The 15,008-nt window shown below is 65.9% G+C and carries 15 protein-coding genes and 1 pseudogene; 6 read left to right on the forward strand and 10 right to left on the reverse strand.

The features are described from left to right. The 7 genes from P7V53_RS15645 to P7V53_RS15675 all read right to left on the reverse strand — a co-directional run bounded on the left by P7V53_RS15645 (position 1) and on the right by P7V53_RS15675 (position 6,631). A complete protein-coding gene (locus P7V53_RS15645) occupies positions 1–303 on the reverse strand; it encodes a DUF3892 domain-containing protein (RefSeq protein WP_348273477.1) in 303 nt (100 codons plus the stop codon). 311 nt (positions 304–614) lie between these two features. Then, positions 615–1,541, reverse strand: coding sequence for a retron St85 family RNA-directed DNA polymerase (locus P7V53_RS15650; RefSeq protein WP_280156392.1), 927 nt, complete (start codon positions 1,539–1,541; stop codon positions 615–617). Next, positions 1,538–2,461: a retron St85 family effector protein gene (locus tag P7V53_RS15655; RefSeq protein WP_280156393.1), complete on the reverse strand. Its 924-nt coding sequence runs from the start codon at positions 2,459–2,461 to the stop codon at positions 1,538–1,540. The genes P7V53_RS15650 and P7V53_RS15655 overlap by 4 nt, the downstream gene beginning before the upstream one ends. A gap of 309 nt (positions 2,462–2,770) precedes the next feature. Then, positions 2,771–3,661 carry a restriction endonuclease gene (locus P7V53_RS15660; protein ID WP_280156394.1) on the reverse strand — a complete coding sequence of 297 codons (891 nt, stop codon included), beginning with the start codon at positions 3,659–3,661 and terminating at the stop codon, positions 2,771–2,773. Between the two features lie 31 nt (positions 3,662–3,692). Beyond that, on the reverse strand, positions 3,693–4,910 hold the full coding sequence (locus tag P7V53_RS15665; RefSeq protein WP_280156395.1) for an XRE family transcriptional regulator: 1,218 nt from the start codon (positions 4,908–4,910) through the stop codon (positions 3,693–3,695). After that, complete coding sequence (locus tag P7V53_RS15670) at positions 4,907–5,563, reverse strand: alpha/beta hydrolase (RefSeq protein ID WP_280156396.1); 657 nt, start codon at positions 5,561–5,563, stop codon at positions 4,907–4,909. Before P7V53_RS15670 ends, P7V53_RS15665 begins: the two co-directional genes overlap by 4 nt. A gap of 633 nt (positions 5,564–6,196) precedes the next feature. Continuing rightward, positions 6,197–6,631: a helix-turn-helix domain-containing protein gene (locus P7V53_RS15675; protein ID WP_280156397.1), complete on the reverse strand. Its 435-nt coding sequence runs from the start codon at positions 6,629–6,631 to the stop codon at positions 6,197–6,199. A 72-nt stretch (positions 6,632–6,703) separates the two neighbouring features. On the opposite strand from P7V53_RS15675, the gene P7V53_RS15680 reads away from it, so the two are divergent. The 6 genes and pseudogenes from P7V53_RS15680 (at position 6,704) to P7V53_RS15705 (ending at position 11,206) form a co-directional block, all read left to right on the forward strand. Further along, positions 6,704–7,552: a class I SAM-dependent methyltransferase gene (locus tag P7V53_RS15680; RefSeq protein ID WP_280156398.1), complete on the forward strand. Its 849-nt coding sequence runs from the start codon at positions 6,704–6,706 to the stop codon at positions 7,550–7,552. Between the two features lie 89 nt (positions 7,553–7,641). Next, positions 7,642–7,941 (forward strand): annotated as a pseudogene (locus tag P7V53_RS15685) (antibiotic biosynthesis monooxygenase); the annotation flags it as partial. A gap of 437 nt (positions 7,942–8,378) precedes the next feature. Continuing rightward, positions 8,379–8,924, forward strand: coding sequence for a methyltransferase domain-containing protein (locus P7V53_RS15690; RefSeq protein WP_280156399.1), 546 nt, complete (start codon positions 8,379–8,381; stop codon positions 8,922–8,924). Continuing rightward, positions 8,921–9,613, forward strand: coding sequence for a PIG-L family deacetylase (locus P7V53_RS15695; RefSeq protein WP_280156400.1), 693 nt, complete (start codon positions 8,921–8,923; stop codon positions 9,611–9,613). The genes P7V53_RS15690 and P7V53_RS15695 overlap by 4 nt, the downstream gene beginning before the upstream one ends. Beyond that, positions 9,603–10,475 (forward strand): glycosyltransferase, encoded by an 873-nt coding sequence (locus P7V53_RS15700; protein WP_280156401.1) that lies wholly within the window; start codon positions 9,603–9,605, stop codon positions 10,473–10,475. Before P7V53_RS15695 ends, P7V53_RS15700 begins: the two co-directional genes overlap by 11 nt. After that, positions 10,472–11,206 carry a hypothetical protein gene (locus P7V53_RS15705; RefSeq protein ID WP_280156402.1) on the forward strand — a complete coding sequence of 245 codons (735 nt, stop codon included), beginning with the start codon at positions 10,472–10,474 and terminating at the stop codon, positions 11,204–11,206. Before P7V53_RS15700 ends, P7V53_RS15705 begins: the two co-directional genes overlap by 4 nt. Here the strand turns inward: P7V53_RS15705 and P7V53_RS15710 are convergent. From P7V53_RS15710 to P7V53_RS15720, 3 genes are all read right to left on the reverse strand, one after another. Beyond that, the gene (locus P7V53_RS15710) at positions 11,143–13,086 is read right to left on the reverse strand and encodes an AAA family ATPase (protein ID WP_280156403.1); all 1,944 of its coding nucleotides are present in this window, start codon (positions 13,084–13,086) and stop codon (positions 11,143–11,145) included. The genes P7V53_RS15705 and P7V53_RS15710 overlap by 64 nt on opposite strands. A 98-nt stretch (positions 13,087–13,184) precedes the next feature. Next, entirely contained in the window at positions 13,185–13,685 is a 501-nt protein-coding gene (lysM, locus tag P7V53_RS15715) for a peptidoglycan-binding protein LysM (protein WP_280156404.1), read from the reverse strand. A gap of 152 nt (positions 13,686–13,837) precedes the next feature. After that, positions 13,838–14,977 (reverse strand): alpha-D-ribose 1-methylphosphonate 5-triphosphate diphosphatase, encoded by a 1,140-nt coding sequence (locus P7V53_RS15720; RefSeq protein WP_280156405.1) that lies wholly within the window; start codon positions 14,975–14,977, stop codon positions 13,838–13,840. Between the last annotated feature and the right edge of the window lie 31 nt (positions 14,978–15,008).

Consider the following 15,008-nt stretch of genomic DNA (forward strand, 5'->3'; position numbering starts at 1 on the left):
CTAGCGATCAGGCAGTGAAAGGAGATTGTCCGTCGTACGCCCATCCGCCAATGTTTGGACGTACTTGATTCGGGCGTTGCTTTGGACGTGGACCCAAGCGCCTTGCTTTGCCGGATCCCGATCGGGGCACCAAACGATATTGTTGCCGTTCGCCTCGATGAACTCGACCATTTGTTCGCGGGATGACTGCCCTGAACTAAGCACTGTGCCATTGTCGACCTGATCCCACCAGAGAGTCGTGATGTGCTCGTGTCTGCTACCGCCGCTCATGCGCTTAGCGGTGCATTTGATCGTTGCCCCCATCGTGGCTCCTTTCTACGCCTGCAGGTCGGGGAACCTTGCTAGCCGTCCGGTCGATGAATTGCATCCTCGATTTATTCCATTCGCTCGCACCCGGTGTCTTTAAGGCGGATACCACATCTAGCGTTTTGCCGGCGGTTGTGGGACCCTGGGGCACCATATGTTGGGCCTGTATATACTAACAGTATTTCCCCAAAGTGGGGAGCCATGGAACCCGGCGCCGCTGGCGCAGTACCGAATCCCTCCTCGAGGGCAATGCGGTGGAGGAGGGGCCGCGAAGATAAATGTCGGGCCGCCGGCATTTTCGGAGCAGCTCAGGGTGATGGCTGCTTGCCAACGTTCGAGGCCTTCTGCACAACCGCCAATCCGTACTTGTCGATAAGGCTGTTCTTGAAGTCGGGATCAAAGCCGGAGGCATACGCAAGCAGCCCGGCTAGCGTTGCACGCTCTTCTACCGAAAGGCCACCGTATGTGTGCAACATCGCGCGAATGCGTCGCTTTAGCTGTCGACCAATGTATGTATTGCCATCGCTCCCTAGGACTATTCCGGTGACGCGGCGGGCGCCCTTCTTGGACGAATGTCGCGTCTTGGCGGAGTTGAGGACAAGGCCGGCGGGCGTTGCCAGGTTGGCGATGATTGAGCTGACTTCGATCTCCAGTGCGCCCAGGATGTTGGGCTGCTTCGTGGAAAAGAAGAGGTCGTCCGCGTACCGCGTGTAGTTGACTTGGTGCTTCGAGCACAGACCCGACAACTGGACGTCCATGTCTTGGCAAACAGCGTTTGCAATCGCCGGTGAGGTTGGGGCGCCGATCGTCAACGAGCCGAACCGGAAAGCAAGATTGCAGAAGAGAACGGTGTCGTCATTGCTCCAGTCCGAAAACAAGGCGGGGTGGTCCTGGATGTACCGCTTGAGATCGGCCGCCGTGATGGAAGCAAAGAAGTCCGCGAAGTCCATGCGCAGGAGAAACTTGCTCTCGCGGTGAACGGACGCGTTGTCCAGGATCGATATACCCCGGCGATACGCCATCGCGGCTGGGTGGACTGGCCACTTGGCGACCACCTCCCGCAATAGCCAACGCTGCAAAGCTTTGAGGGGACGAGCCGGATGAAATATCGTCCGAGTCCCCCCGCCATGCTTCTTGATCGCGTACTGCTTGTAGCTGTGAGACGCGGCATGGGCGATGCTGAGAATGTGAGCCTCGGGTAGACCCAACGCGTTGGACATCTGCTGGACAATCATTTCCCTTCCTCGCTAAACGCCGCAAGCACGTCGCGCGCATCAGGGAGCGTGAGAATCACGGATACGTGGTTCGCGCGTTGTGTGCGTAGATCAAGCATCCTCTGATGGTGGTACGGAGAGGCAAGCGCAGTACTGGACGATGGCGCGTAGAAAACATATGGAGTGCCCCGAACCTGCACGGTACGGCTACGCAGCAATCCCATGGACTCCGCCAATCCGACCAGAGTGGCGATTTCGACCTCTTGGTCGGGACTGTGCGTCACGATCTTTTCGATGTAGTACTGAAGCATCCCGATGGTCACGGGATACGTTACTGCGACCAGATCGCAGAGGAAGAAAAGAAGATGCTTGCGGTTCGTCGAGAGGTCGACAACCTTCGTGCTGCTGGGCTTAGGAATCTTGCTGATGCGATCCTCAATTTCGCCTACGCATTCGAGGATCGTGTCGAGTGGAACGAAGACAGTTGGACGAAAACTGGAGTCGCGATCGATCCATCTGATAGGACCGGTCATGATGAAGGACTCCTGTCCCTTGTACTTCTGATCGACGATGGGAAGCAGCTTGGCACGTAGTTCGTCGCTGAGAGCGAATGCCCCCAGCTCGGCGAAGGTGCCCGGGCTTTCAACGATTACGATGACTATGTCTGCGAGCTCGGCGAGTTCCGCCTCCATCTGCAGCGCCGTCATTTGGCTTTCGTGCGCCGTGATGTGCTCCCACACACGTTCCGCATAGAACACCCCAAGAAGTCCCTGGACGTGCTTTAGGAGATACGTGCGCAGCCTTTCGCGACGCGAGCTGTTGGCGCCACCGCAAAGAAAGATTGAACGCCCATGGCGACGAAACCGGTACCGCTCAGAACGAATTCGAGCGAGCAGATCGTCGCGAACTGGAACGTAGCGAGGATGCTCGAGCCACAACAAGGAAGATGCTCCTACCTGACTCGGCCCCCGGAGCGCAGCGGAGGGGGAGAATGTCTATCAATTCTTACGGGCTGGCTGAACACCAGCCACAACACTCAGTTTGAACCGAATGGTGTGTACGCTAGGAGCGCCGAGATTTTCTGCAGCGGCCGCCAAATCTGTCAAGCGTTGGCTGCTCGGACTGGCGGCCCGAGGCGACATCGGTGCAAGGGCAGTGCAGAACAAGGAACTGCGTTAGAGAACAAGGAACTGCGATAGTGATGCGCTGCTCGCGCGCTCACGCGCGCAGGAGCCTGCGTCGCGCTTAGTTCAAACAGCACACAGCAGGCGGACCCAGAACGAACCGCGCAAAGGCACCGCCTGCCGCGGGAGGAGGCTGCTGTGTGCCGCCATGCTCCAAGTGCCGGTGAAGGTGTCTCCCTTCAGATAACCTTCCGCTTGGATCATGAGCCTGCAGTCGATTGGGACGGGGAAAGTCATGATCGCTCCGGTCAATGGGTGCGGCCCTTGCATCCCCGCCGGCGTTGTGAACTCGGTTTGCCCACGAAGTACGGTGGGAAGGTTTGGATCGGTCGAGATGGCGTCGGACGTTGACGTGAGCTCGAACCCCTCCCAACCGATTTGCGCGTTCGCCTTCTGCATGCCGGGCATTGGGGACTCGGTCTTGATGAAGATCGCCAAGGCTCCTGCCTGGTCGCGTTTGACGGTGCCTCCCGTCACGACCGAGCTTGCCCAGGGCAAAACTTCGCCGTCCCCACCAACGAAATTGATCGACCCGCAGACGACCTGCGCCGAGCCTTTGAGTCCAGGAGCCAGAGGTGGGCCGTCGGGGGCGAACTTGGTCAAGAACTGCTCCCAGATCAGGAGCCGGATGCTGGTGTTCTCCGCTGCCTCGTACGCGCCGGACTGGAAGCCCGCCGCCGAAACGATGTAGCCGGCGTCTGCACCAAGGTCGTCGACCTGTGAGCGGAACGCGTGAACCACGGCCTGTGGCACGTTCTTGCGCCACTGCTTGCATTCGACTGCGATGGAGAAGTCGTGACCCCCGACAGGCTTCCGGGCGAATACGTCGAACGTCACGGAACTACGAGCAGTCGTCAGCCTCTGTTCGACGTGCACCGTGTACCCATCGTCGGCAAGAACCTGTGCCACTGCCTCCTGCAGATCGCGCCATTCCGCGGGGGGAGCTCGCTTTGTCATACGTAGGGCGTGTGCGTCGAGTACATCCGCTTCACAAATCAGAGTTGCGCTTGGTCGCGGAGAAGGGCAGCACGGAGCCTTTCTCAGCGCCTTGGTTCGCCGGTGACGTCGACAGCGAGCGCAGCTTCGCGAGCTGTATGACGTTGTCCCTCAGATCGAAGTAACCCTCTGGCAATCCAGCAAGCATCGCGATATCGAACGCTGCCAACCCGATCTGCCGAGGGATTGCTTCGCGAGGCAAAACGTTCGATTCCACAAGCAGGTCGATGGTGCGACGAAGCAGTCGAGGTTGCTCCGGGGGGCGGTCGCCATCACCAGGCTCCGACTTCATTCCCCAACGGGCGGATCGCCGCTTGAACAGTGCTTGGGCGCCATCCTCGTCGATGACCTTCAACGCACGCAGCCGCATCACCATGGCAGCGACCGATACACCCCAACGCCGCTTCAGCAAGAGCAGGTCATCGAGTGTCACCGGCGTGCGAACCTCCTTCGAAAACGTCTCGGCTGGCAACAGGAAAGCCCCCGCGAACCGGTGTGCCTGGAGCTCCAGCTGCTTGTAGCGGTCGCGCTCGTTCGGACGCGCGATGTGCTTGTGCAGAATCAGATGCCCTAGCTCGTGCGCCAGGTCAAAGCGGCTGCGATACCCGTTGTCCTTGTCGGCTGACAGAAGGACGATAGGGCGTCCGAGAGGGTCGCTCCATGCGGAAAGCCCCTCAATCTGCGCAATGCCGGTTTCCTCGCGAACAAGGATCACACCGGCACCTTCCACAGCTAGCGCCAGATCAGGCACCGCAGCTCGGCCGATGCCCCACATGTCGCGGCACTCACCAGCGGCACGCTCAATTTCATCCGGCGTAATCGCATCCGGATCCGTGAAGTCGCGCGTCGGTAGATTCAGCGCCGGGTAGTCAACATAGTCACCGAGGATTGCCGCAATGTCTTGCGCCCATTCCACTCGTGCCTCAAGCATTGCGCGCGCAGCCACATGGGCGGAAGCGTTGCTTCGAAAGAGCGGCGCCGACACCTGCTTCGTGATCTGCCGAGTGAACCACTCGGGCTCCACGTTCACAATGTTGGCCAAGCGCTCCAATGTTTCCCGCTCCGGAGCCTGACTATCCGAGCGCCACTTGCTCACGGTCGCCGGCGACACGCCAACTAGAGAGGCGAGTTGGGCTTGACTCAATTTGCGCGCAGCCAAGACTTGCTTTAGCCGCTCGGGTTGAAAGCCCTGGATGCCTCCGCGGCTCATGACCTGGTGCCGTCCTTGCGCTGCGGGTCGACGTTCGGCTTGAGCCTGGGCATGGCCAGATCGTGCTGCGCGGTCTCGATCGGCTTGGCCTCGTATCGCTCGAGGAACTTGTCCAAGCGCTCCCGAAACAGCCAGCCGCGCATCAAGCGATCCGGCACTGCGATGTGAACCGACACCGGCGCCTCCGGCTGAATCTGCATTGACCCCGAGAAGCACGACACGAAGAACGCGACGGCGTCTGACGGCGGCGTGTAGGCGCTGAACAGTCCCGGCTGCACTAGCGGTTCGATCGCCGCATTGGCCATCGACATCTGCCGCCGGGTCTCGCTTCGCCGCCCGTTGATCCAGACACCTTCGGGCGTGTTGAACCGACTGAGCGTGAAGACGCCGGCACGGCCGACGATGATGCCGTTACCGCGGATCGGTGTCGGATTGGCACTGCCCGACTCCAGGGCACGATGGAACGTTTCGTTCATGTTGAAGTGCCGAAGCTGGCCGACGACGTGGGGTAGGTGGCCGTCGTCCATGCTTCCTGCCGCCGCGTATGCTCGGGCAGCACCTGCAACAAGTGCGTCCTCGATGCCCATGACCAAGTCACGCGGGACGTTGCGCACCAGAACGTCTGGGATGGTGTCGTGTGTCGGATCGGTCAAGGGGCCTCCAGGGTCAGCTTTCGCTGAAGAGGATTCTATGGCCGAAAACTTTCGCTTAACCGTGTGACGCAAAAAATTTTTGACGCTTTCGTCCCCAATGCAAGGGGAATCCGCACCTGGCCTCCTGGCCAGACACAGCCGTCATCGCAGCTGATACCGATGCGATCATGTTTTCAACCGGCTGAGTGCGGCTAAGTCGTCACTTCCTGGCGGCGGTATCGAGGCTTGACCCGCGGCAACCGCCCACACGCAGGAATGTTCGGCGCCGGCAGCCGCCTTGACGGTAGTCTTAGCTCGATGGCAGCCAAGTGCGGTGGAGTTCGTCTGTCGACGTTGTACCAACCACGGCACGGCAAACACAGCGGTAGTGCTCGGAGACGGATAGCCAGTGACCGCGCAAGTCGGTGTGCTTGAGCCGCACTGATCTAGTTTGGGGCTGTGGACGAGCGTTGCAACCCAAACACCGACTACGTTTACCTCCAGCAGCCAGTTGGGTACCAGTTTGAGCAAAAGACAGGTACTGCTTTAAGCAAACGGACGAGAGCTGTGCGAAGCGGCGACGAACACGCCTCAACCAGTTGACATAATATACATTGTCGCGCTCAACAGTCACCGCAAGCAGGGAGGCCAAACCTAGCCACGCCGTGCCACCACCTTCCCGCGCGACGCCCGTATCGCGCCCGAGCCGGCGGCTCGCACGAGTCGACGGAACGTCGGGCACTGCATGTGGCTGGGCGCGGGACAGGCGGCGGCGTGCCGCAGGCCGTCGCGCATGGCGCTCAGCTGGCGGATGGTCCTGTCGAGTTCGTCCGCCTTGGCGGCGAGCATCCGTCGGTCGATGCGAGGACGTCCGTCCGGCGAGAACATCAAGGCGATCTCGTCGAGCGAGAAGCCGGCGGTGCGTCCCAATGCGATCAAGGCCAGTCGCTCCAGCACGCCGGCATCGAAGAGACGCCGCAGGCCGCGCCTGCCAATGGAGACGATCAGGCCCTTGTCCTCGTAGAACCGCAGCGTCGACGCCGGAACGCCGGAACGCTGTGCCACCTCGGCGATGTCCAGGATGTCCATCCCTTGACCTCAAGTCGACTTGAATTGGCACAGTCTAGCTCCCGCCACCGAAACACCCGAAGGAAGACGAACATGGACGCCACACCTGCGACCGACAACGAGCAGAACGCACTCTGGAACGGCTTGGCCGGACGCGCCTGGGTCGATGCGCAGCACCTGCTCGACGCGATGTACAAGCCCTTCGAGGACTTGCTCGTGGACGCCATTCCGGCCGGATTCGCAGGCCGGGTGCTCGACGTGGGCTGCGGCACCGGGAGTACCACCCTGGCCCTCGCGCGACGCCTCGCGCCCGGCGGCCGCTGCTTGGGCATCGACATCTCGGAGCCGATGATCGCTGCCGCGCGCATGCGTGCCCAACAGGAAGGCACGCCGGCCAGCTTCATCCGCGCAGACGCGCAGACCCATGCGTTCGAGACTGCCGGCTTCGAACGAATCGTGTCGCGCTTCGGCGTGATGTTTTTCGACGATCCCGTGCGCGCCTTCGCAAACCTGCGACGTGCCGCCGCGAGCGACGCTGAGCTGCTGTGCATCGCGTGGCGAAGCGCCGCCGAGAACCCGTTCATGACAACGGCCGAACGCGCCGCGGCTGCGCTGCTGCCGACCCTCCCCGCTCGCCGGCAGGATGCGCCGGGGCAGTTCGCCTTGGCGGACCGGCAGCGCATCGGCCGCATTCTGGAACAGAGCGGCTGGAGTGCAGTCGAGATCCATCCCCTGGATGTCGCTTGCACGCTGCCGGAGAAGGACCTGGTCCTGTACCTGACCCGGCTCGGTCCTGTCGGCCGCGCGCTTCACGAGGCCGACGAGCGCACCCGCACGCGGGTCATCGAAACGGTCCGCGCTGCCTTCCAGCCCTTTGTCCACGGTGCTGAAGTGCACTTCAACGCCGCCTGCTGGCGGGTCGAGGCGCGCGCGAATGGCTGAGCCGGTGCGGCCTTGCGCGCACGCCATCGGCGTATCCTGAGAGCGGCATCGGGGCGCGATGCCCCGGCCGTCATTCACAGGAGGTTGCCATGGTGAATCGAGGCTTGCTGGTGCGCCTGGAAGCCAAGCCAGGTCATGACGAAGGCGTCGAGACCTTCCTCAAGTCCGCCCTGCCGCTGTTGCTGCACGAGCCCGGCACGAAGGCGTGGTTCGCGCTGCGCTTCGGCCGCTCCGAGTACGGCATCTTCGACGTGTTCGCCGATGACGCCGCGCGCGATGCTCATCTGAACGGCGAGGTGGCACGGGCCCTGATCGCGCAGTCGGACATGCTGTTCGCGCGTCAGCCGCAGATCCAGAAACTGGAGATCCTCTCCGACAAGCTGCCCGCCGCGGGCCAGCCGGCGGCGCCGCTGACCAAGGGCCTGCTGCTGGCGTTCAAGGCCAAGGCCGGCCACGAAGCGCAGGTGGAGCAATTCCTGCGCGACGCCCATCCGCTCGTGCAGCAAGAGCCGAAGACCACGGCCTGGTTCGCGCTGCGCTTCGCGGATGGCAGCTACGGCATCTTCGACGTCTTCCCCGACCAGGCCGGGCGCTTCGCCCATCTCACCGGGCACGTGCCGCGGGAACTGGCCAAGCACGCGCTGTCGCTGCTGGGCAGCGTGCCCGACATGGACATGCTCAACGTGATGGCCGCGCATTTCGCCGCCTGACGGTTCAGCCGGGCTCGGCGGGCCCATCTCCAGCAGCCCTGCCCGCTCCGCCGCCTCGGGCACGCCATCTGCCTGTCAGGGCGGCGGAAGGCAAAGGGTGCAGACCGCGCTGATCCATGGAGACCACGATCACACGGCTGAATTGGGGGTGTGGCGACAAGCCGGCCCAGGGCTGGATCAACTCGGACCGACAGGCAGCTGCGGGGGTGGACCTGTGCGGCGACATCCGCGACGGTCTCGCGCTGGCGGACGCCACGGTCGACTACGCCGTGGCCATCCACGCGCTGCAAGACCTGCCCTGGCGCGACATCCCGCGCGCACTTCGAGAGCTCAGGCGCGTGCTCAAGCCGGGCGGCGTGCTGCGGCTGGGCCTGCCGGACATGGACCGCGCGATCGCTGCCTACCAGCGCGGCGATGCCGCCTACTTCCATGTGCCCGACAGCGATGCGCGTTCCACAGGCGCCAAGCTGGTGACCCAGCTCATCTGGTACGGCTCGACGCGCACGCCGTTCAACGTCGAGTACGCAGTCGAGGTGCTCGAGAACGCGGGCTTCCGCGACATCCGACGCTGCGCCTTTCGCGAGACGGCGAGCCGGCATCCCGACATCGTGGCACTCGACAACCGCGAGCGTGAGTCGCTCTTCGTCGAAGCGACGGCATGACCGCGAACGCCACGACGCTCGTCATCTCGCCCCACCTGGACGACGCGGTCCTCAGCTGCGGACGCTGTCTCGCCGCGCACCCGGGCAGCATCGTCGTCACCGTCTTCGCCGGCACGCCCCGCGATGCCGGGCGGCGAACCGACTGGGATGCACGCTGCGGCTTCGGCGACGCGGCCCAGGCCCTCGCGGTGCGCCGCGAGGAGGATGCGCTCGCGCTGTCGCGCCTGGGGGCCGCGGCCCACTGGCTTGAGTTCGCCGACAGCCAATACGGCGAGACGCCTTCGACCGACGACCTGGGGCGTGCCCTGCTGCGGGTGATTGCCGACGTGCGGCCCGGGCTGGTGCTGTATCCACTCGGCCTGTACCACTCCGACCACCTGCTGGCTCACCAGGCGAGCCGGGCCGCACTGTCGGCCTGGCCGGCGCTGGTCGGGGCGGCCTACGAGGACTCGCCCTATCGCGGCTTGCGCGGCCTCTTGCAGCAGCGGCTGGCCGCGCTCGCCGCGGGCGGCGTGTGCGCGACGCCGGCCCGCCTCGCGGCGCACGACGAGCACGCGCAGCGCAAGCGCACGGCGATCGAGGCCTATGCGAGCCAACTGCGCGCGTTCGGAACCGGCGGTCTCGACGATGCGGCGCTGCCGGAGCGCTTCTGGACCCTGGACGAGGCCGGGGACCGCGATGTCGCCTGATCCGCGCGTCAGCGTCGTCGTCCTCACGCACAACCGGCCGCACGAGCTGGCGCGCACGCTGCGCGAGCTGGGGGCGCTGCCCGAGCAGCCGGCCCTGATCGTTGTCGACAACGGCTCGCGGGCCGGCACGGTCGATCGTGTCGTCGCCGACTTCCCACGGGTGCAGTGCGTGCGCTGCGAGGACAACCGGGGGGCGGCCGGCCGCAATGCCGGCGTGGCGCAGGTGGACACGCCGTACGTGGCGTTCTGCGACGACGACACCTGGTGGGCACCCGATGCCCTGTCGCGCGCCGCCGATCTGCTGGATGCGCATCCGGCCGTCGGCGCGCTGTCGGCACGCGTGCTCGTCGGCGAGGCGCAGCGGCTGGATCCCACCTGCGAGGCGATGGCGCACAGCCCGCTGGATTCGACCGGACTGCCCGGTCCCGCGCTGATCTCCTTCATGGCGGGGGCGGCCGTGATGCGCACCGTGGCCTACCGCGATGTCGGCGGCTACGAGCCGCGCCTGTTCCTCGGAGCGGAGGAATGGCTGATGGGCCTGGACCTCGCAGCCCGCGGCTGGCGCATGGTCTACGCCAGCGAGGTCGTGACCCATCACCACCCTTCCCCGGCCTCGCGCGACGCCGCAGCGCGGCGCATCGTGCAGGCGCGCAACCGCTTGTGGATCGCCTGGATGCGGCTGCCGCTGGCGAGCGCCTGGCGCGAAAGCCGGCGTGTGCTGGCCGAAGCGGGCCGGCTCGGTCTGATGCGCCCCGCCTTGCGCGCGGCGCTCGCCGGGCTGCCGTGGGCGCTGCGCCGCCGCAGCGTGCTGCCGGCCAGGGTTCACGAGATGTACCGTCAGGTCTCGGAGGTCACGCCATGAGAACGATGATTCACCGCTCTGCCCTCGCCTGCCTGGTCGCGCTCGCAGGCTGCGGCGGCGGCGACGACGAGCCCGCGGCCGCCGCACCTGTGGCCGGCCTGTACGAAGGCAGCGGCGGCAGCCAGCCTGCCTCCAAGCTGCTGATCCTCGACACCGGCCGCTACTACCTGGTCTACGGGCTGAACAGCGCCAGCGCGGCACCCGTCGGCGGCGTCGTCGTCGGCGACGGCACGGCCAGCGGGACCAGCTTCAGCTCGAGCAATGCGCACGACTTCGATCTGCAGGCGAAGGCATTGCTCACCGCGACGCTGGCCACGACGCTGGTGCCGGCAACGTCGGCCGCCACCACGGTCACCCATGCAGCCGGCGGCACCGCGAGCTACAGCGGCAGCTTCGATCCGGCATCGTCGGCGGGTGCGTCGCTGTCGGCGCTGGCCGGCACCTATGGCGGCGAACTCGCCGGCCTGGGCGGCACCGACGCCTCGGTGCTGACGGTCGATGGATCGGGCGCGCTGGCCGGCGGCGGTTCGGGCAACTGCACCTACGCGGGCATCGCGCAGGCGCATGGCAGCGGCAACGTGTACGACATCCGCCTCACCTTCGGCAGCGATTGCCCCAGCGCGGGCAGCACGCTGCGCGGGCATGCCTTCCTGAGCGGCAAGACGCTCTATGCGGTCGTCGTGAGCGGAGACCTGGCGACGGTGGCGTTGTTCGCAGGCGTCAAGCCGTGAGGCACGCCGCCGGACAACGCCTTCTTCAAGAGCGCCCCGCTCACCGTCTCGTGCCCTAGCAGCAACTCGGCCAGCACGGTCAGCCGCGCGTGATGCTCGTCGAGCACCTTGCGGCATTCCGCCTGCGCGCTTTCCAGGAGCTGGCGCGCCTCGTCGAGCAGCGACTTCTGGATGTCCGGGCCGATGAGCTCCTTGGGCACCCCGGCCATGCTGAGCAGGCCGAACGTCTTGCCGAAGCCGTAGCGGCCGATCATCGACGTGGCGAGCTCGGACGCCCGCATCAGGTCGTCGGCGGCGCCCGAGGACGCATTGCCGAAGGCGATCAGTTCGGCCTCGCGCCCGGCCAGCATCATGGCCAGGCGCGACAGCAGCTCTCGCTCGCCGTGCAGAGGCTCCTCGCTGTGGCGCGCCACGTAGGTCACGCCGAGCGCGCGGCCGCGCGGCTCGATGCTGACGCGCTCGACGGTGCCCGCATTCAGCACATGGGCGACCAGCGCATGTCCCGATTCGTGGAAGGCAATGCGGCGCAAGGTGTCCGGCGTGATCAGGTCCTTGGCCGACGACACCTCGCCGCCGAGCTGATGCGTCTCCAGCGCCTGCGCCAGCCGCTCGGCACTGACGAGCGCCTCGCCGGCCTCGGCCGCGCAAGCCGCGGCGCGATTGACGCAGTTCGCGATGTCCGCCGGCGACAGGCCGGTCGCCGTGCGGGCGATGGGCCCCAGCTCGATGCCGGCTGCGGCCTTCACCTGTCGCAGGTACATGCCGAACAGCGCCTCGCGCTCGCGCGGCGTCGGCAGCGCGGTACTGACGGTCATGTCGAAGCGGCCGGGGCGGCGCATCGCCTCGTCGATGTTGTCGACGTGGTTGGTGGCCCCGACGACGACCACGTTGTCGAGCGGCGAGAAGCCATCCATCTCGACCAGCAGGCGGTTGATGATGCGGTTCTGCTCCTGCTCGCCGCCGCGCGCCTCGCCGCCCTGCGAGCGCTTGCCCAGGCCGTCGATCTCGTCGATGAAGACGATGCACGGCGCACTGGCGCGTGCGCGCTGGAACAGCTCCCTGACCTTGCCGATGCCCGCGCCGTAGAACATCGAGCTGAAGTAGGAACCGTCGACGGCAATGAAGCGGGCGCCGCACTCGCCGGCGAGCGCGCGTGCGAGCAGCGTCTTGCCCGTGCCCGGCGGACCGTCGAGCAGCACGCCGCGCGGAGGCTTGGCGCCGACCGCCGCGTACTGCGCCGGATCCTTCATGAAGGCAGCGACGCGGCGCAGTGCACGCTTGGCCTCGTCGGCCCCGATCACGTCGTCGAAGCGCGTCGAAGGCCTTTCGGCCGGATGTGCACGGCCGAGCGAGAGGCCGCCCTTGCTCTGCACCCACACCAGCAGGCCGACGATCAGGGCCAGCGGCAGCAGCGATCCCAGCAAGGTCGCGCCATGGTCGACGGCTTGCGCGGCCTTCTCGCTGCCGCTGCGCGCATCGATCTCGACGCTGGTCAGCGCGAAGCCGTTCTTCACGCTGAGCTCGGTGAGGCGCGACGCAAGGTCGTTGCGGCAGCCGGGGCCGCAGTCGATCATTCGGGTGCTGTGTCGGGCACCGTGCGAGTCGGTGTAGAGCACGAGCAGGCCATCGACCGCGACGGCCGTGACCTGGCGCGCAGCGAGCGCGCGCTCGAACTCGGAGGCTTCCCTCGGATCGGCGAGCCACGCCTGGGGCGTCTTCTCGAAGGCCAGCGCCGTCGGGTCCTTGCGCGAACGCGCCTGCGTCTGGGCCTGCTGCTGCAGGAAAGTGGCCCCCGCGAGCAGCAGCGCCGCTGCGAGCACGGCGCCACCCTTGATCAGTTTTCCCTTGAAGCTGCTGCGGGGCTGGCTGGCGCTGTCCATCGATGACTTCCGACTAAAGCCGGAAGGCTACGCGCGGCTGCCCCGCGGCGATCGTGCGATGAGCGCCGTGAATCGGAGGTTTTCCGGTGGAACCTTGCTCAGGCCGCAGGAATGCGCAACACCTGCCCCGGATAGATCTTGTCCGGGTCCTTCAGCATCGGCTTGTTGGCCTCGAAGATCTTCATGTAGGCGTTGGCGTCGCCGTATGCGTCCTTGGCGATCTTCGACAGCGTATCGCCGCTCTTGACGGTGCGAAAAGTCCCCGGCGCCTCGGCGGCCTGCGCCACGGTCATCTCGTCGCGCACCTGCGAGACGTGCTGCACGTTGCCGCAGCAAAGCACGATCTTTTCCCGCGTGGCCTGGTCCGGGGCCTCGCCGCGCACGGTCACGGTGGTGGTGGCCCCGTCGTAGACGACCTCGAGGTTCTTGGCCGAGAGGTTCTGCTGCGCGATGTACTTCTCGATGGCCTCACCGGCGGCGGCGTTCAGAGCGGCGACGTCGCCCGGCGAGGGGGCCGCCGGCGCAGCGGGCGCTGCCTTGGCATCCTTGCCGCCGAACAGCTTCTCACCGGCTTCCTTCAGAAACGAGACCAGGCTCATGGCAAATCCTTTCAGGCAATACGGGTTGCGGCGCAGCCGGACGGCGGCCCAAGGCGCACCTTAGTCACCGGCGGCGATCCTGTCAGTCAGCAGTTGCGTCCGCGGCGTGTCGGCGCTGTCCCACAAGACTCGCGGTGCCTGCCCCGGCTCCGTCACGCGACGCGGCGACTGTCGCGCCAAACCTCGCGCACCACCGGATGTCCCTCGATGTCCTTCACCCGGATCAGATCGGCGCGCAGCCCGATCTCCATCGCGCCGCGATCGCCCAGGCCGCATGCCTGCGCCGGCCGCCGGCTCACCACGCCGATCGCCTCGCTGAGCGAGAAACCGGCATCGCGGGTCAGCAGCCACGCGGCAAGCAACAGGCTGCCCGGAACATAGTCGGAAGACAGCGCGTCCAGCACGCCTTCGCGTGCCAGCACCATCGCCGACACGTTGCCCGAATGCGAGCCGCCGCGCACGACGTTCGGCGCTCCCGCGACGGTGGCCAGTCCCCTGGCCTTGGCATGGCGGGCGGCCGCCAGCGTGGTCGGGAACTCGCTCATCGCCGCGCCGAGCTCGCAAGCCTCGTCGACATGCGCCAGCGTGGTGTCGTCGTGGGTGGCCAGGGCGATGCCACGACGCTTGGCGAAGTCGGCGAACCAGGCGCGATGGGGGGCGGCATGGCGGGCCTGTCGCTGCGGCGCCATGCGCACCTCCTGGTCGAACTGCTTGTCGCTCCAGCCCTTCTTGCCGGTGTAGTAGACGCGGGCGTGCTCGAGGTCGGTCCACTGCCGCTGACCGGGGGTGTGGTCCATCAGCGAGATGAGGCGCAGCCTTGCATGACCGGCGAAGGGTTCGAAAAGCTCGAGCGCATTGGGCGCTGGCAGTTCGCAGCGCACATGGATGTGGTGATCGGCGCGCAGCGAGCCGGCCGCCTCCAGCCGGTCGAGTACACCGAGCAGCGCGCTCTGGTCGCGCGAACGGAAGCCGTCGCCGTACGGGTCGCCGACGCCGATCGCATCGAGCACCGTCGTGATGCCCGCGGCCGCGATCTCGGCGTCGTGCGCCTGCACCGCCCCCTGCATCGGGAACACGACCTTGGGGCGCGGCATGACGTGACGTTCCAGGTTGTCGGTGTGCACCTCGACCAATCCCGGCAGCAGGTAGTCCCCGTCGAGGTCCAGCGTGGCCAGCGCCGCGCTGCGGCCGCCGTGGATGTCGGCGATGCGCCCGTCGCGCACCTGCACGCAGCCGTGCAGCGTCTCGGTCGGCAGCACCAGCCGAGCGTTGCGGAAAACCTGTTCCTTCATCGAGATCCCTCAAGCCAGGCGCGATGTTGAC

This window comes from Piscinibacter sp. XHJ-5 (assembly GCF_029855045.1).
GTDB lineage: Bacteria > Pseudomonadota > Gammaproteobacteria > Burkholderiales > Burkholderiaceae_C > Albitalea.